Genomic DNA, 15,618 nt, shown 5'->3' on the forward strand with positions numbered 1-15,618 from the left:
ACCTGAAGTGCCTTGAGGGAGGGACAACATGACGAATGACCCGCCGCTGCCAGAGCCGTCGCGGAGCACGGGTGGGAGCACTCCGGCAGAAGATCAGCCCGATGCTTTTGATGGCGGCGAAGAGTACGGGATACCGTTGGGCCCACCTGACATTTTCCGAACCCCCGAACCGCTTTTTCGCGTTGCGGGAAACAGAGCCGTCTCATTGCGCCTGGATGTGGAGATATCGAACATCCCCAGGCTCTGTACCCTCGAAATAACTTCCTGCGATTATCGGCTGAGTGCCGAGGAGGAGAGGTATTACACGGGACTTGCCGCCATCCGAGGTAACAGGGAGAGGACTTCTTTGCGCTTTCCGGATGGAACGCGCATTATCCTGCACTACAGGGCGGACGTTGCTCTACTGGACTACAGCATCGGGGCTCTGGGTGGGGCCATGTTTTCGTCCGGAGCTGTCAGAGCGATTCTGAACAGCGATGAAGCCCGCGTGCCGTTCTTCAACTCTCCGCCTTCGGACTGGCTGCCTCTGCGAACTGTCGTCGAGCAGGCTTCGGCAATGGGAGTCGGGATCACGTTGGGCGGATCCAGTGTCCCCATGATGGTCGGCGTTTATGCGGGCGGGCTTTTCATGGTCAAGTTCATTACGCCCATCGTTGCTGCGGCCGGAGACGCTACAGCTGCGGGCGTGAGCGCAAAGATTCGATCCGCTTTCGGACTTCAGCCTGAGCCAGCTACGGCCGAGCCGAACGTTACGTCCGACGATGCGGCATCGCCCTCCGCTCCCGCGTCGCCCGATGAGCCGCAATCCCCTCCGCCGCCGAGTCCCCGTGACTGAGGCGCTGGTCGGGCGTCCAAGACGCTCAAGTTCGGGAGCATTCAGGTATGTCTGAAGAGAAGGCTGTCTTGCTTGCCGCGCTCATTGGCGCTGCCGCCGCGATCTTGGTCGGAGGGCTGGCCTTTGCGGCGGCAGTCCGCCAAGTAACCAAGAGCGCAGAGATTCAACGCGATCAAGCGTTTTGGCAGGCGCAGCGCGACAGCTATACCCAGTTCATCACTGCTGCACATGAGTGTGTACGCATGCTCCGTCATTTCGAAAGTATTTCCGAGGCCGAGTGGGAGGAGATAGCGAAGTGGCATGAGAAGCTAAGTCTCTCCTATTCTGCCCTCTTGCTTACGGTGTTGGATCCGGAGATCCGGCAGAACGCTCATAGCGTGAAGAATATATTTGACCGGTTGAAACGCCTCCTCGACGAGCGCCGAACTCCCGGCTACGTGCCTGGTCGAGAGGTGTTGGAAACGATTCGGCGAGAAAGGGACATGGTCGTGAATGCCATCGGTGAGCTTCGGCTTGCGATGCTGCGGGATTTGCATCGCGCAGCAGTGACGCCGCCGCGGCGGCGTCCGCCCGTACCGTCATCGCCTCGGATGTAGGCCCACTGTTGCTGTTTCTGGAGTGGGTGGCTACGGGGTCAGGCCCGGTCCCGCCGGGCTCGGCGAGCTTCTCGACGACCTCGGCCGTGCGACGGAACTGCCCCACGCGGCCGCCTAGTTGCCGGGGCGTGTGTGCCCGGATCAAGGCCTGACCCGCTGGTTTGTAGCCGAGCCCGTGCGTTGTGTTACTTTCATGTCGCTGCAGAGCCGATGTCCGACACGGCAGAGCAGTCGGTGGCCGAGAGCAACGGTCACAACCCGCCCCCCTGGCCGCCGGTCCGCCAGTGGGCGAAAGGACAGACACGAAAGGAAGGCCATTCCCGTTCTGGGATGGCCAGCCGGTCCCTATCTGGGACGGCATGTGGGTACACGGTGCCCACCTGTTTCGAGCCCAGCCAGGACCGGGGCAAGGACTCGACCAACTCCTCTGGAGGCTCGCGTCAGTGACGCGGCGAACGAGAAGTCAACGTCATTTGCGATCTGCAAGTGGCTGGTCGAGACCTTCGTACGGTTCCGTCGATGTGCTCACCGCGCCAGCTGCTTGCCTTCACGGAAGGAAGCGCAGTTGAGCGCGAACAGGAAGAAACTCATCGCTCTCAGCATCGTGGTTTTGGTCGGCCTGTGTGCCGGACTTGGCACGTGGCTGGCGTTCCTCAGCACCGGCACGTCAGGGTCAGATAGTGCCAAACTTGGCGGTACCGTCCTGCTTGGTGTCGTGGCCACCGGAATTGCCGCCGTTGCCCTCTTCGGCTTCAAGGACGACAGTCTGACGCCCCAGCAGCAGGGTGTTATCGCGGGGGATGGTCGTGTGATCAGGTAGTGAGGTGGTTGTCGACGGCAGCCCTCACAGCGGGAACGATCCGACCGGGTCGGGCGCGGCCTGCCCGGTCTCGCGGAGGATCGCGGCAACCTCGGCGCGAACGGAGGTGTCGTCCCACTCGGGGTGCAGGTGCTTGACCTTCGTCGCCGTCGACACGGCCCCGGCGCGGTTGAGCAGGTCGAGAGTCGTCGCCTTCGACTGCTCTGACTCGATGACACCTGAACCGAACTCGACAGTCGGCCGCTCCGGGGTGTACCGCTGGCCGAACTGGGCGACGTCGATCTGTTGCATGACGTGCGTCATACTTGCGACCTCGTACCGCCAGTACCCGGCCTTCTTCTTCCGGGTCATGTCGGATCGCTGGTCGCGGGCGTCGACCTCGGTCGCGGTCTGCGTGGCCCCGTCGTCGGCCAGGCCGAACGAGTTCGCGGAGTAGCCGGCGGTCTGCGCGGCCTGCCGGATGGTGGCCTCCGCTGTGGCGCGGTGCTCGTCGACCCTGATCTCGAACTGAGACAGGGTGATCCCGCCGTCGGCGTTGGGCGGCATCTTGAGCGTCTGCCAGACCTCGCGGTCCTCGTCGAACGCTGCACCCATGCCGGGGCCCTGGTCGCGGAGGTACCCGTCCGGGACGATCAGGCGGCCGCGGGCGAGGCGGATGTCCCGCATCCATGACGTCCACGTCTCGTCGAGGCTGTCGAACAGGTCGTGAATGCCGTTGTAGTCGGACCGTCCGACCGGGCTCCCTCGGTGCAGCCGGTTGGGCAGCATGTTCGGTACGTACGCGGCCGTAAGGTCGGTAATCCCCGTGAGGATGCTGTCGCCGTCGCCCTCCGCGGACAGGGCGGCGATAAGCGGCGCGGTCTCCGGGTGCTCCGTGAGCGGCACGCGCCGGCCGATGCTGTCGGCGGTGCCCTCGTACAGGGCCTCGACGATCCGGCCGGACTCGTGACGCTCGATGTGCCGCCACGTCTGCGTGGGCGTGCTGCCCGACAACTCGCGCCAGAACGACACGGCGCGGAGCATGCCGAACGCGAACTCGGGCACGGCCTGATCGGGCTGCATCGCCGTGAGCAGGGGGCGTTGCGCGAGGGTCTTGTCCCACGTGACGCGGAGGAACACACCGGACAGGGCGGCGGCCTCCTCGGCGGCCTGCAACAGGGTCTGCTGTACGCGGCCCTCGTCGAGCAGGGTTTCCAGCCGGGCGCGGGTCGTCGAGTCGGCGACGGTGATCGCGGGCATGTCCGCGAACAACAGGTCGGCGCTGGTCTGCGCGATGTCTCCGGCCAGGGGGATGTGGAGTCGCCGGTCCCGGCGGCCCGGGCTGTGCGCCTGGCGGCGTCCCCATAGGCCGCGGCGGCGCTCGGCGTGGTGCTCCTCGTGGTGCCCGTACACGCGGGCCAGGCGACGGCGGTCGCCGGAGTACCAAGCGTCGTTCACGCGCATTTCCGCGTAGATCGGGGACCACTGCGGCGGCGGCCATGCCGCGCCGCTCTGGGGCAGTGTCATCGGGCATCACCTCCTGTATGGGCTGGTGAGTTGTGGGATCTGTGCGGCACGATCTAGGGATGGATCAAGGGCTCGCAGCCGTACTGGGTGCTGGCGTCGGTGTGATAGGCACTTTGGGGACGGCCTGCCTTACGTACTTGGCGACACGCCGACAGGTTTGGGACCAAGGCAAAGTGGAGCTAGGGCATCGATTGCGAGAAGAAAGGAGACAGGTATATCTGGACTTCCTGTCACTGCATGAAAAGATGCAACGCGCCCTAGCTGCTATGACCCCTCATAGTGGACGCGGGTCTTTCTCGGATTTTCCATCTGCATCTGACCTGTCTGAAGGGCTAGACCGGTTGGGGGCTCTGGAAAGCGACCTGCATGCCCTTTATGACCTGAAGACCAGGATCGAACTCATTGGGCCGGACGCGATGTTCCCGCATGCACGTTCCCTATTTGGTGCGATCTATGAAATCGATAGGCTTTTGAAGCGCCTCTATAGCGAAGAAGGTCTTTCTACGGACAGTCGGTGGCAAGAGGTGGTGGAGCTGTTTACGCAGCTCAACCGGGACAGGATCGCCTTCGTTAATGCCTGTCGTCAGGTGCTTGTACCTGACTGAGCAGGTGCCGCCACTCCTCGGCGGTGCTGTGTACGGCGTAGCGCAGTGCATCGACGGAGTGATCCGCGACCTTGACGGGCTTGTCTTGCCCGGCCGCGGCGGCCTTCTCGTCCCACACGTAGCCGGGCAGCTCGTCGAGCAGGCCGCGGCACGATCGGTGGATGCGGAGCAGGCCCGCGGCGAGCAGCGACGCGACGGAGCGGATGCCGTCGACGACGTCGTTCGTCGCCTTGGCCAGGTTGGGGAACCCGTCCTCGTAGGCCTGGGTGATGAACGAGGCGGCCGAGGGGTCGACGAACGACCACTCGGGGACGACTCCGGCCGGCGCCCCGGCGGGCGCGTTCGGGTGCCGCCACTCGGCGAGCCACTTGCGTATGGCGGCGCTGTACTGGGCGTCGGTCATCTGCCGTTGTGCCTTGCGGCTGTCGTGCCGCCACTCGGCGCACGCGTACATGCGGCCGTCGACGCCCTCGCCGAGGAGGATCACGGACGTCGCGTTGACGGTGCCGTAATCCATCCCGAGCCAGTAGCGGCGCATATCCGGCAGGGTGTCGACGACGTGAGTTGCCTCGTCGTACGCCTCGTAGATGGCGCCCTCGGCCATCACCCACAGACCGAGGACGTTGCGCTTGTAGAACAGGCCGCGGTAACTGGCCTTGGTCCGGGCCTTGTACGACTCCGAGAGACCCGGGTTGTCGTCCATCACGAAGTGCCACGACCGGAGCCGCGTCTCGCGGGGGCGGAGTAGGTACTCCTGTTTCGCCCAGTGCTGCGGGTTGTCGGGGTTGGTCGTCCCGAAGATGGCGCTGCCCTCGATCGAGCAGCGCGCGTTGAGCTGGTCGTAAAAGCTCTTGGGGAGCGTGGTCAGCTCGTCGACATAAGCCCCGGCGCACGTGAGGCCGCGGACCTTGGGCTCGGCCTGGGCGTCGTTGGCGCCGAGGGTGTGCACGGTGCGGCCGAGGACGTTCGCCGTCGGCGCGCCGTTGGTGTAGTGGATATCCCGGGTGAGGCTGCCGAAGATCGTCGGATCGGTGAGCGGGCCGAACACGTTGCGGGCGAGGCTGTCGCGGGTCCGGCCGACCATGACCAGTTCCCCGCCGTCGGGGCGGTCGGCGACGAAGTCGAGCCACCGGAGCAGGGACGCAATGGTCTTCCCGCTCCGGACGCTGCCCTCCCAGATGTTCTGGAACGCTCGCGCCTCGACGATGCTGTCTACCTGCTTCGGCGACAGGGCCAGGCCGCTACGCATCGCCGTCGTCCTCGGCGCCCTGGTCGTCGGCGACGAACTCGGCCGGCGGTCCGCCGTGGCGCTCGGCGTAGTCGCGGGCGAGGCCCGCCATCAGGTCGCCGATGACGCTGCGGGACTCGGCGGCCCCGTCGTCCTTCGGCGGCACAAGCTTGAGCGACCGGTCAACGGCAGTGGCGATCGTCGACATGATCGCCCGGCGGTCGGCCGGGATGGGCAGGTCGGCGGTCTTCTCGGCGTACTTGTGCTCCTTGCCGCCCCACTCCCAGTAGAGCGTGGGTGCTTCGAGGCGGTCGGCCTCGCGTTCGGCGATGTCCTGGAGTCGTTCGGCGAACGCTGCGCGGCGCTGGGCAAGGTCGGCTTTGCGGACGGCGGTCGCGGCGGCGACCTCGGCGGCGCGGTCGAACGAGAGACCCAACTCGGTGGCGATCTTCGACACGGTCGAGGGGCTGCGCTTGATGGCGCGGGCGATGTCGTTGCGGGACTTCCCGGCGGTGTGCATGCGCTTGACGGCGGCGCGGTCCTTGGCGTCGATGGGGCGTGCCACGGTGGCTCACCTCCTCGCGCGGGCCGGGCATGCGAAACACCCCGACGGTGCCGGAGCGGTCGGGGCGTTCGGTCTACTGACGGCGCGTGTGTGCGGGCACGCCGGAGACGCCCCCCATGATGTGTGGGGCGGCCCGGAAGTACAACTGAAAGGTTGCGGGTCGTGCTCTGGCCGGGTCTCGCAGGGTCCGCGATCCCCGGAAGCCACGCTTCACGCTCGATCGCCGGACGACATCAGGCTTGACAGACGGCTAGTCCGCCCCAAGACCGGCGTGAGATCATCCGCCGATGTCAGCAGCTCAATGGATCCACGCGGTTGTCTACTCTGCGCTCGGCATTCTCTGTCTCGTCGTAACGGTCGTCGATGTGAAGCGACGCCAATGGCTCTCTGCTACTCGGTTCCTGCTTGGCGTAGCAGGTGCGGCCTGCATGGCCGCCAGCGATAGGGACCATGCTTCTCCTGGCACGCTTGCCGCGACCATTCTCTTCGCGGCGGCCATCGGCCTCACGCTGTATCTCAAAGGAAGGCCAGCCACCACCCCGCCGGCTGATCGTCGGCATTGACGCCCCACGACTTGGCGTATCCCGGGTGCACCACAGCGACGGCGTTCGGTATGGCATCTGTGTTGGGGCGCCGGGGACGTCACCATGGTGCTCGGGGGCCGCGGATGTGCAACTGATAGGTTGTAGGGATCGGAGTGAGACCCGCCACCCAGGCAAGGTGCATAACTGCGGGATTGCGACTCTATCGACCTTCGCGATGAGGTATCCCTGTGTCCCTGCTTGGGAGTGCTGCGAATCGGTCAAGAGGCCGTAGGGAGGCCGTGTGGAATCGGTGCAGCTGTCAGCAGCTCAGGGAGCGTCTGCCTTCGGCATTGTGACCGTCGTAGCGCTGTGTGCATTCTTTATCTGGCTGGCAGCGTCTTCTGCCTCAAGCCCCTGGGCCTGGTGCTTGCCCGCTGGAATGCTGGTCATGGGCATAGGCCTGCTCGTGGGCGCGGAAGCTTGGCCGGTCTTCGTAGTCCCTGGTGGTCTGCTGGTTGGCGTGGGGGCCTACGTCATCAAGGGCTACCGCGAGGGCGTCCTGCCGCGAACCGCACACAAGGGTCGATACAAACGGAGCCGCAGGGGGCTGCCACCGATCTGAATGTGGCTGGGTCGATGATCGAGTAATCCAGACAGTGATCTTCCCGGCAAGGCGCCTGGCGTTGCGGTGCGGTCGTCGGGGCTTCGTCGACGCGAAGAAGTAGCGATCGAGCACCCAGCGTGATGCGTAAGGGTAAAATTCAATCATGAGTGACGCGAACGCAGCACCGACAAGGCCTCACAGGTTTAAAAGAGTTCTGCGTCATGTCGCCCGGCGTCCGCTGCTGGTTGCCTGGATGCTGGTCCTTGGAGTTCTCGCTGCTGGAGCACAAGCCTGGATCCCGCAGCCGTGGTCGGGGCTTGTCTACGTCTTGATCATGCCAGTAGGAGTCATCTCAGTCGCCCGCAGTCTCGACCGGGCCAAAGGGGAACGGGCCCCCGACGTTGGCTGACCACATGTCGCGTGTTGGTAGCCTTCCGCGCCGAGCCAGCACGCTGAGCGTGTGATCATCGTTCAGCTTACGTCCTGTCGGACCTGAGCTTTGGCGAGTGAATCCTTCGCTCCTCGCCAAACCCCCACAAGTCCGCCCAGCGCCGGACCGCACCAAATCGCCACCAAACCGGGGACTGACACGCCAATACCCCCAATAGAGACCGCGGTCAGGAGCGCACCCAGCAGCATTACTTGCGCGATCGAATACGTCGTAACCTTCCGCCGCACGCTCCAATCCCACATGCGGCCCATGAATCGCCGACGCATAGTTCCCCAATCGGGCAGATCGACAGACTGCCCAATCGCAACGAGCGGACGGGCAAAGCGCCCATGATCCACCTGCGCATGACAAATGGCAAGAGGTGACATGCAACGGCGCCCCGCCCGATGAGTGCTAGACGGGGCGCGACGGGGCGTGCGGTCCATACAGCCAAGGAGCACGGGCGGTTTACACGCGTCGGACTGGCCATGTGTTGCGGTCGGTTGCGGCCTCCCTGACCTGCGGGTGCGCCGGGTGTGACGAGGGGATGGGTGCCGGCGTGCCATCGGGTCGGGCGTACCGGACGGAGATGATGCAGGGCGCTGTGCCGTCGGGTACGTCGCCGTAGTCCCACGCGGCGCGGTAGGCGTCAGCCATGTGCCGGATCGCGGCGCGGATGGCGTCGGAGGCGGTGCCGCCGGGGCGCATGAGGATGGCGAGGTCGTCGCGGGTGTCCTCGTCGACGATGCGGACGGACGCGTTACGGCCGACAGGGGGCGGCGTAGGGTGGGCGCTGGTCATGGCTGGGTTGCTCCAGTCGTGGTCGGGTTGGGCCCGTCCGGCGGTGAGGTCGCCGTGACGGGCCCGCGCTGCTGTGCGGGCTACTGGTCGCCGGCGGCGGCCTGCTGCTCGCGCAAGATCCGGTAGACGTACGACGGCGTGCGGCCGAGCTCGTCGGCGATCCGCGGGGGCTTCATGCCGTCGGTGGCGGCGCGGCGGATGGCGCGCGGGGTGGCGGCGGCTGCTGCCTTGGCGGCGACGCGCAGGGCGCGCAGGTCTGCGAGGTTGTGCTCGGCTGCGACCTGCTCGATGAACGCCTCGGCCTCGTCGGTGTCGCGTACCTGGGTGTGCAGGCTGGCGACGGTGTGCGACTTGTTGGAAAGCCGGATAAGAAGCTGGAGTCCGATGTGATAGCGAGGCTGAAGAAACTCTATGGAAAATGATCACTTCGAAATCGCGGAAGACGACATCTACCATGTCGTCAGGGAACCCGGATTCACTGCGCTGTTCCTGCTGAGTGCTGATGTCCGGGCGGAAACAGTTGAAAACGTCTCTGCCGAGTTGCGACTCCCTGACGGTAGCCGGTGGAGTGCAAGCTTCATGACTCTGGGGGCGATCGAAACGGTGATGAACCGATGGAGGGAAACCGGCGAGTATGGTGGCGGCGTCTTCTTTCAGTGTTCTGATCTGGTGGTCGTTCCAAACGCCGGAGTAGCTGCCATGATCGAGGCATTTCGAGCCATCGTGGCTGAGGGGCCGCAGGGAACTCTCGACGAATTGGGGTAGCGGCAGTCTGAACCTCTCGCTGGATGTTTCCATCGGATCTGAAAGCTACGGCTCCGCATGTTCGGTGGGGCTGCTTGCGTAGGTGAGGCGGCAACCCGCACTGATCGCCCCGGCGCACTCGCGCCGGGGCCCGCACCCGATGTCCCGCAGAACCTGCGCAGTTCGGGCCCCCTCTCTCGGGAGGGCTACAGATGAAGGAACAACCAGGTGGGCGGTGGCGGAGGCTCGTAGGTTCGGCCTGCGGGTCCTCGCGACGATGGTCGGGCGAGGGCTTTACCCGCTCGTCGTATGGGTCATCCGTGGGTGACGCCGAGGGGCGCAGCTCTTACTGCGCCCTCGCGCCTTGTCTCCGCTACGCCGTGCGCTGTTGGGCGCCGTCGGGCGCCGTCGAGGGCGGCCCACAGTCCGACCAGGTCGGGCCCCCGCCACGTCCGCCGGCCGCGGTCGAGCAGGACGGGCGCCGGGCACGCCGCGCCTGTCGAGCAGGTCGCGTACGGCTCGCCCCCGGTACGGGTCCGGGCGACCAGGTCGCCCCCGCAGTACGGGCACGGGTCGAGGGTCGTGGTGCGGGTGTCCCGGCCGAGGGCGCGGTCGACCAGGTCGACGGCGTGCCGCGCTGTGTCGGCGGCCTCGTCGAGCAGGTGCTCGGGCACGGGCGTGAACAGGTCGCCGACGTCCTCGCCGAGCAGGCGGCCCTCGCACCACAGGGCGGCGAACTGCAAGCCGTGCCGTCGGCTGCCGGGCGAGGTCGGCGCGGCGTAGTGCCAGCGGCGCGGGTCGGCGCGGTCGCGGACATCGACGGCGGCCACGGTGCGCCCGCTGCTGGTCTGGGCGGGGTGCCGGTAGATGGCGCGCTGGACGACGGCTGCGAGGCTGTCGGCGAGCTCGAACATGCTGCGCTCGATTGTGACGGCGGCATCCAACGCGTTGAGGTTGAGCGGCGCCGGGTGTTCCCGGATGACCAGGGGCGCGCGGTTGTCGGGGTGCGGCCTGGCGCGTTCGCCGTCGGCCGGGTGCTGGTCGAGGAATCCGCGGGACTCACGCGGGGGCCACTCGGCGGCCGGCGCGCGGTCGATGGCGGCGAGTAGGTCGGGCCACTGCTCGCGGATGGCGGCCAGGTCGTCGGCGGCGCGCGCTGCTGCGGTAGGGAGCGTGGCCTCATATTGCAGGATGGCGAAGGGGCGGTTTCCGTTCATGCGGCGTCGTTCTCCGGGGTGTTGTTGGTGGCCTGCTGCTGGCGGGCGTAGCGGGCAACGCGTCGGGCGCGGCGTCGGGCGTTACGGCGGTCCTCGACGGATCGGCCGCCCCATATCCCGTCAGGGATGCGGTGGTCCTCGGCCCACTGGTCGCAGTCGGCCTGTACTGGGCACGCGCGGCAGATGAGGACGGCGGCGCGCTGGCGGGCGTAGTCGGTGGGCTTGGGGAACCACAGATCGGGGTCGGGGTGATCACGGCATGCCGCCTGCTCGCGCCAGTTCTGGTCGGTCATCCCTCGCACGCCCCGTTCCGCGTGACCTGCTGTGTGGCGGCGTCGCGGTCGGCCTCGACCTCGCGGATGGCCTCCTCGGCCGCGGCGAGCTGCTGCCGGAGTGCCGCCGTCGTCGACTGCTGCCCGGCCGCGGAGGCGCGCAGTGTCTCGGCGTGGCATATCTCGCCCTCGATGAGAGCGCGCAGTGCGGCGGCCTCGGCCGGGGTGATGGGTGTACGGCCGGCGGCGGCGCGGTCAACGCGAGCGAGCAGTGTCCGGATGCGCTCGCGACGCTGCTCACGCTGGTCTGTTGCGATGCGGCGACGCTCGCGGCGGCCGGTCACTGGTCGTCCTCTTCGTCGTCGGGGGCCGGGGGCATCTCTGGTTGGCGGAACAGGTGGTCGCGGCGCCACTCGGGCGGCGGCGCGGTGGTGTTGCTCATGGGCGGTCCTGGTGGGGCGGGCAGCACTGGGGGTTGTCGCACCGGCTGCCGCCCGCCGTCGTGACGACGGCGAGCAGCAGCGCGGCGAGCAGTGCGGCGGTGGTCACTTGAGGGAGGCGGCGAACGTGGCGTTCACGTCGAGGGCGGATGCGTGCTCGTCGAGCAGGCGGCGGACGCTGCCGATACCGGTGAGGAGTCCGCGGGTCGAGCGGGTGACGCCGAACCGGCCGCGGTGGCTGTCGTACTTGTCGGCGACCTGGCGGGCGAGTTCCCGCGCGTGGGCGCCGAGGATCACGTACGCGACGGCAAGGGCCTGGTCCGGCGTGCGGTAGTCGCCGGAGAGCAGCACATCGCGGAGCGTGGACAGGGCGGGGGAGTGCTGACCGTGGTTGAAGTCGAGGGCCTGGCGGGCCTCGCTGACGGCGTCGGCGACGGTGCGCGGCTCCTCGACCGGGGTCGGCTCGGGCTCCTCGTTGGTGTCGGCCTCGGCGGCCGGCGCGCCGTGCTTCGGGCACGGGAGTCCAGTTGCGAGGGTGAACGCACAGTCGTCGGCAGTGCGGGCCTTGCCGAACGCGGCGGCGATGGCGTCGAGGACGACGTCCGGGCCGCGGTCGTCGGACGGCGACGGGATGGCGAGGGCGTCGCGCAGCGCGGCGGGGATCGGCGAGGGGGACCACTGGCGGGCGACCTCGCGCAGTACGCGGGCGGCGTCCGGCTTGGCGAGGCCGCGGGATCCGGCCTCGACCTCGACCGTTCCGGGCTGGTCGCCGGGGCTGATCAGGACGTAGGCCAGGGCGTTGCGGCCGTCGACGACGGCCAGGCGGTCGCCGTCTTCGTCGGCCGGTGCGGTGCCGATGTTGTCGGCGACTTGGGCGGGCAGGGCGTCAAGGCCTGCGGGGCGGTCGTTGTCGGGGCGGTCGGGCGTGGCAATGGCGGTCTTCGTCATGGGGTGTGCTCCTGGTCTCGGTGAGGTCGAGGGGGCGGGGCTAGGTGAGGCCTGCGCGGCGGCCGGCCTCGGCGTGGGCGGCGCGGCATCCGTCGCACGCGGTCTCGCCGCGGTTGAGGTGCTGCCGGTATCCGGCGTTGCTGCCGCACTTGGGGCCGAGGGTGGGCGGGAGCTTGGCGGGCTTGGCGGCCTGCGGCTCGTAGGTGCCGAGGTGCCGGATCGCCCGGACGTCGGCAAGGGCCTGCGCGTAAAGGTCGGATGCGACGGCGGCCGTCATCCGACGTAGCGGGTGTAGACGTGAAACTCCGGCTTGGCGCCGCGGGCCTGAATGGTGCGGGCGGCGGCCTCGAACGATCCGGCAGGCTCGTACGCCTGGAAATGGGCGGTCTTGATGCGCTGCGCGAGGCTGTAGGCGGCCGCCGGCGTCTTCGCGGCCGCCACCTTGCCCCACTCAGTCGAGTGCGCTTCGAGCTGCGTCGCTATGTCGGCGTGGTCGAGGGTCGGGCGGGGGCCGCGGGCGGCGCCGCCGGGCAGGGTGTCGACGAACGTGATCTTGGGCATGGTCGGGTGCTCCTGGGGTGCTGGGTACGTGCGCGCGGGGCGAGGGGCGACCGGTCGGGCGGTCAGTAGCCGGGGCCGGTGTTCCATGCTTCGTTCTGCTGGCTGCTCCACTGCTGGGCCTGCTGTTGGGCGCCGTTGTCGCGTCCGGCCTTGGTGATGTGGGCGGTCGCGCGCTGGAGGGAGGCGGCGACGTCGTCGGCCTCGATCTCGTAGACGGTGCGCTTGACGCCTTCGCGGTCGTCGTAGCTGCGCTGGGTGAGGCGGCCGGTGACGATGACGCGGGCGCCGCGCTTGAGGGATTCGGCGACGTTCTCGGCGAGCTTGCGCCAACACGACACGGTCAGGAACAGGCTGTCGCCGTCCTTCCATTCGTTGGTCTGCTTGTCGAACGTGCGGGGGGTGCTGGCTACGCGGAACTTGGCGACGGCGTGACCGGCGGGGGTGAATCGGAGTTCGGGGTCGTCGACGAGGTTTCCGGCGAGGGTGAGCGTGGTCTCTCCGGCCATGGCTTAGGCGGCCTGCCTTTCGGTGGTGTGGGTGGTGCGGGCTGCGCGCTGGCGGGCGTCGGCGCATGTGCGGCATGTGCGGTAGGGGCGGCCGCTCGATCGGCGGGTGTCGATGCGGACGTTCGCCGGGTCGGTGAGGGAGTGGCCGGAGTCGCATCGCGTCTTGGCGGCGTTGCGGGCGGCCGGCGCGGTGCCGCGGAGGGTGTTCGTGCGGGCGGTGACCACTTCGAGGTGGTCGGGGTTGACGCAGTTGCGGCGGCGGCATCGGTGGTCGAGGACGGCGCGCTGTTCGATGCCGTCGCCGTCGTCGGCGGTGGCCGGTATGGGGCCGTGCTGCTGTTGGTAGGCGAAGCGGTGGGCGAGGTAGGTGCGGCCGCCGTCGGCCCGGAACCATCCGTAGAACTCGCCGTGTTCGCCTGCTCCGGCGGGTTTGTGGGGTGCTGCGGTCCAGATGGCGCAGCGTCCGGGGGCGCCCTTGTAGAGCGACCAGGGGCCGTTGGGGTCGACCTTGTCGGCGAACCGTTCGGCGGCTGCTCGGGCGGGGGGCATGGGCGCGGGTCTCCTGGGTGGTGCTGAGCTGCGGGGCTCACGGTTCGTTCTGCCTCGCGAGGCTTGATGTCTCGCGAGGCAGAAAGTTAACACGGAGATTGGGGCTCTGACCAGGGCCTTTCACTCTTGGCAACTGGGCTTGCGAGGGGCTACGCGGGCGTCTGCGGGCCGTTCTGGGGATCGGTCGGGGCGATGGTCCATCCGGACCGTTCGAGGGCCCTCACGACGCGCTGGGCCACGTTCCCGGGCCTGCTCAGTAGCTCGGCGATGTACGCGTCTTCGAGTTCGGCGCGGATGACGGCGACGGCGGCGGCCGGGGCGCTCATCGGGCGTATCCGTTCGGGACGGACGCGAGGTCGAGGCGGGACGGGTGGGGTGCGGCGCGGTGTCGGGCGCGCTTTCGGCCGGCGCGGCACGGCTCGTTCACGCGGGCCTGGCACGGGGCGTACGGGCAGGGCACGTTGAGCGGGTCGGGGAGTCCGGCGTCGGCGAGGGCTTCGCGCTGGGCGCGGCGCTGCCGGTACGGGCCGAGGGCTTCGGCGACGTGGTCGGGCATGCGGGCGACGAACGCGGCGACGGCGGGGGCCGGGCCGCCCGTGAGGGCGAGGGTGCCCGGGGCGGCGCCGACGGCTTGGCGGACGGTCTGCCAGGCGATCCGGCCGTCTGCGATGGCGGCGTTCATGGCGCGCTTGCGGGCGAGGTACTGGGCAGGCGTCTCGTCGGGGCGGCCCTCGTCGAACACGTTCGCTTCGGCGATGCGGGCGGCGCGGATCTTCGTGCGCTGCTGGATCACGTGGGCGGGGGTGATCCATCGGTCGGTGTCGGCGTAGTGGCGGGCGACGGCGTCGCGGGCGTCCTGGTCGAACGGGACGGCGTGGAGTGCGGCGCCCCACGCGAGGGCGTCGGCCTCGCCTATGGTGCGGCGGTCGAAAGCGGCGGCGAGCGTCAGCAGCTCGGCGGCGTCCGCGGGGTTCACTGGGCCTCCTGGGCGCGGAGGCGGGCGGCCAGGGCGAGGCCTTCGGCTACCCGCTGATCGGTGGTCGAGGGGCGGGCGGCGAGGGGGACGACGTTCCCGCCGGCCGCCGGGCGACTGGCCTGGAGCCGCAACGTGTCGTACTTGGCGCGGAGCTTCGGCAGGTTGAGGATGTTCGCCCGCCAGAACTCGGAGTCCTGGCACCACTTGATGGCGGCGTGTACCTGCTCCTCGGTGCGGCCGTCGCGGTCGAGCATGAGGCGGGCAGCGGTGCGCCAGGCCTTCGTGATCGTCGGCCGGGGGCTGCCGTTGCGCTCGATGCGGTCGGCGAGGTGGTGACACAGGCGCTCGACGTCGTCGCGATTGGTCGCCGGGTCGGACGGTCGCGGAGCGATCTCCGACGTCGGTAGTTCTCCCTGTTCCCTGCTCCCTGTTCCCTGTTCCCTGTTCCTTTCCTGGGGTGAGTCCTCAGTGAGTTGTGCGTGAGTCCTCGGCTCGTCCTCATCCCTGCTGGTCGGGGGCTCGGCGGGGGCAGAATCGGCCTGGTCGGGGGCCGGGACGCGGCTGCGCGTCGGGCGGTTGATCCGTTGGTGCTCACGCCACCCGTTGACGGCCATGTACCGCTTGGCGTTCACCGTGTACCGAGTGATCAGTGAGTGATCAGTGAGTGCGCGGAGGTCGGCCTCGACGTCGGCCGCGGTGCGGTCGTCGAGCGGCCAGACGGCGGCCTTGATGAGCCGGGCGTCGTCGACGCAACGGCCCTCGTCGTCGACGTGCGTCCACAGGCCGATGAACGTGAGGCGCTGCTCGGGCGAGAGGTCGGCGATGGTCAGGGAGGTGAAAAACTCGGGCTTGATGGTGCGTATCCGGGCCATGGCGCGGTGGTGCTCCGTT

At 68.3% G+C, this 15,618-nt stretch carries 21 protein-coding genes and 1 pseudogene; 6 read left to right on the plus strand and 16 right to left on the minus strand.

What is annotated here, in order from left to right; all coding sequences use genetic code 11:
* Nucleotides 1-28: 28 nt before the first annotated feature.
* The 3 genes from B085_RS49545 (at nucleotide 29) to B085_RS0126780 (ending at nucleotide 2,251) form a co-directional block, all read left to right on the plus strand.
* Nucleotides 29-835, plus strand: coding sequence for a hypothetical protein (locus B085_RS49545; RefSeq protein ID WP_158689830.1), 807 nt, complete (start codon nucleotides 29-31; stop codon nucleotides 833-835).
* Nucleotides 836-882: 47 nt separating this feature from the next.
* Nucleotides 883-1,431 carry a hypothetical protein gene (locus B085_RS49550; protein WP_158689831.1) on the plus strand — a complete coding sequence of 183 codons (549 nt, stop codon included), beginning with the start codon at nucleotides 883-885 and terminating at the stop codon, nucleotides 1,429-1,431.
* 565 nt (nucleotides 1,432-1,996) lie between these two features.
* Nucleotides 1,997-2,251, plus strand: a complete 255-nt coding sequence (locus B085_RS0126780) for a hypothetical protein (RefSeq protein WP_018561692.1) — start codon at nucleotides 1,997-1,999, stop codon at nucleotides 2,249-2,251.
* Between the two features lie 24 nt (nucleotides 2,252-2,275).
* Here B085_RS0126780 and B085_RS0126785 read toward each other — a convergent pair whose 3' ends face one another.
* Nucleotides 2,276-3,757: a phage portal protein gene (locus B085_RS0126785; protein ID WP_018561693.1), complete on the minus strand. Its 1,482-nt coding sequence runs from the start codon at nucleotides 3,755-3,757 to the stop codon at nucleotides 2,276-2,278.
* A gap of 59 nt (nucleotides 3,758-3,816) precedes the next feature.
* Here B085_RS0126785 and B085_RS49555 point away from each other — a divergent pair, with 59 nt between their 5' ends.
* Nucleotides 3,817-4,362 carry a hypothetical protein gene (locus tag B085_RS49555; protein WP_158689832.1) on the plus strand — a complete coding sequence of 182 codons (546 nt, stop codon included), beginning with the start codon at nucleotides 3,817-3,819 and terminating at the stop codon, nucleotides 4,360-4,362.
* Here B085_RS49555 and B085_RS0126790 read toward each other — a convergent pair.
* Nucleotides 4,328-5,611, minus strand: a complete 1,284-nt coding sequence (locus B085_RS0126790) for a PBSX family phage terminase large subunit (protein ID WP_018561694.1) — start codon at nucleotides 5,609-5,611, stop codon at nucleotides 4,328-4,330. The genes B085_RS49555 and B085_RS0126790 overlap by 35 nt on opposite strands.
* Nucleotides 5,604-6,155 carry a helix-turn-helix domain-containing protein gene (locus tag B085_RS0126795; RefSeq protein WP_018561695.1) on the minus strand — a complete coding sequence of 184 codons (552 nt, stop codon included), beginning with the start codon at nucleotides 6,153-6,155 and terminating at the stop codon, nucleotides 5,604-5,606. The genes B085_RS0126790 and B085_RS0126795 overlap by 8 nt, the downstream gene beginning before the upstream one ends.
* A 287-nt stretch (nucleotides 6,156-6,442) precedes the next feature.
* Here B085_RS0126795 and B085_RS49560 point away from each other — a divergent pair, with 287 nt between their 5' ends.
* Nucleotides 6,443-6,718, plus strand: a complete 276-nt coding sequence (locus B085_RS49560; RefSeq protein ID WP_158689833.1) for a hypothetical protein — start codon at nucleotides 6,443-6,445, stop codon at nucleotides 6,716-6,718.
* Nucleotides 6,719-8,181: 1,463 nt separating this feature from the next.
* Here B085_RS49560 and B085_RS43850 read toward each other — a convergent pair.
* Both B085_RS43850 and B085_RS51725 read right to left on the minus strand, forming a co-directional pair.
* Complete coding sequence (locus tag B085_RS43850; RefSeq protein ID WP_018561696.1) at nucleotides 8,182-8,514, minus strand: hypothetical protein; 333 nt, start codon at nucleotides 8,512-8,514, stop codon at nucleotides 8,182-8,184.
* 80 nt (nucleotides 8,515-8,594) lie between these two features.
* Nucleotides 8,595-8,927, minus strand: coding sequence for a helix-turn-helix domain-containing protein (locus B085_RS51725; RefSeq protein ID WP_324603882.1), 333 nt, complete (start codon nucleotides 8,925-8,927; stop codon nucleotides 8,595-8,597).
* Here B085_RS51725 and B085_RS49570 point away from each other — a divergent pair.
* Entirely contained in the window at nucleotides 8,926-9,279 is a 354-nt protein-coding gene (locus tag B085_RS49570; RefSeq protein WP_158689834.1) for a hypothetical protein, read from the plus strand. The genes B085_RS51725 and B085_RS49570 overlap by 2 nt on opposite strands.
* Nucleotides 9,280-9,572: 293 nt before the next feature.
* Here B085_RS49570 and B085_RS0126810 read toward each other — a convergent pair whose 3' ends face one another.
* The 11 genes and pseudogenes from B085_RS0126810 to B085_RS0126875 all read right to left on the minus strand — a co-directional run bounded on the left by B085_RS0126810 (nucleotide 9,573) and on the right by B085_RS0126875 (nucleotide 15,599).
* Nucleotides 9,573-10,475, minus strand: coding sequence for a zinc ribbon domain-containing protein (locus B085_RS0126810; protein WP_018561698.1), 903 nt, complete (start codon nucleotides 10,473-10,475; stop codon nucleotides 9,573-9,575).
* The gene (locus B085_RS0126815) at nucleotides 10,472-10,768 is read right to left on the minus strand and encodes a WhiB family transcriptional regulator (RefSeq protein WP_018561699.1); all 297 of its coding nucleotides are present in this window, start codon (nucleotides 10,766-10,768) and stop codon (nucleotides 10,472-10,474) included. The genes B085_RS0126810 and B085_RS0126815 overlap by 4 nt, the downstream gene beginning before the upstream one ends.
* Nucleotides 10,765-11,091 carry a hypothetical protein gene (locus tag B085_RS0126820; protein ID WP_018561700.1) on the minus strand — a complete coding sequence of 109 codons (327 nt, stop codon included), beginning with the start codon at nucleotides 11,089-11,091 and terminating at the stop codon, nucleotides 10,765-10,767. The genes B085_RS0126815 and B085_RS0126820 overlap by 4 nt, the downstream gene beginning before the upstream one ends.
* A 201-nt stretch (nucleotides 11,092-11,292) precedes the next feature.
* Nucleotides 11,293-12,135, minus strand: a complete 843-nt coding sequence (locus B085_RS45895) for a hypothetical protein (RefSeq protein ID WP_018561703.1) — start codon at nucleotides 12,133-12,135, stop codon at nucleotides 11,293-11,295.
* A 40-nt stretch (nucleotides 12,136-12,175) separates the two neighbouring features.
* The gene (locus B085_RS0126845; RefSeq protein ID WP_018561704.1) at nucleotides 12,176-12,412 is read right to left on the minus strand and encodes a hypothetical protein; all 237 of its coding nucleotides are present in this window, start codon (nucleotides 12,410-12,412) and stop codon (nucleotides 12,176-12,178) included.
* On the minus strand, nucleotides 12,409-12,696 hold the full coding sequence (locus tag B085_RS0126850; protein ID WP_018561705.1) for a hypothetical protein: 288 nt from the start codon (nucleotides 12,694-12,696) through the stop codon (nucleotides 12,409-12,411). The genes B085_RS0126845 and B085_RS0126850 overlap by 4 nt, the downstream gene beginning before the upstream one ends.
* Before the next feature lie 68 nt (nucleotides 12,697-12,764).
* A pseudogene (locus B085_RS0126855) lies at nucleotides 12,765-13,202 on the minus strand (single-stranded DNA-binding protein); the annotation flags it as partial.
* A gap of 3 nt (nucleotides 13,203-13,205) precedes the next feature.
* Nucleotides 13,206-13,751: an HNH endonuclease signature motif containing protein gene (locus B085_RS0126860; RefSeq protein WP_018561707.1), complete on the minus strand. Its 546-nt coding sequence runs from the start codon at nucleotides 13,749-13,751 to the stop codon at nucleotides 13,206-13,208.
* Between the two features lie 149 nt (nucleotides 13,752-13,900).
* Nucleotides 13,901-14,077, minus strand: a complete 177-nt coding sequence (locus B085_RS49575; RefSeq protein WP_018561708.1) for a hypothetical protein — start codon at nucleotides 14,075-14,077, stop codon at nucleotides 13,901-13,903.
* Nucleotides 14,074-14,727 carry a hypothetical protein gene (locus B085_RS45900; RefSeq protein ID WP_018561709.1) on the minus strand — a complete coding sequence of 218 codons (654 nt, stop codon included), beginning with the start codon at nucleotides 14,725-14,727 and terminating at the stop codon, nucleotides 14,074-14,076. Before B085_RS45900 ends, B085_RS49575 begins: the two co-directional genes overlap by 4 nt.
* Nucleotides 14,724-15,599: a hypothetical protein gene (locus B085_RS0126875; RefSeq protein ID WP_026251479.1), complete on the minus strand. Its 876-nt coding sequence runs from the start codon at nucleotides 15,597-15,599 to the stop codon at nucleotides 14,724-14,726. The genes B085_RS45900 and B085_RS0126875 overlap by 4 nt, the downstream gene beginning before the upstream one ends.
* Between the last annotated feature and the right edge of the window lie 19 nt (nucleotides 15,600-15,618).

Source organism: Streptomyces sp. BoleA5, assembly GCF_000373665.1.
GTDB lineage: Bacteria > Actinomycetota > Actinomycetes > Streptomycetales > Streptomycetaceae > Actinacidiphila.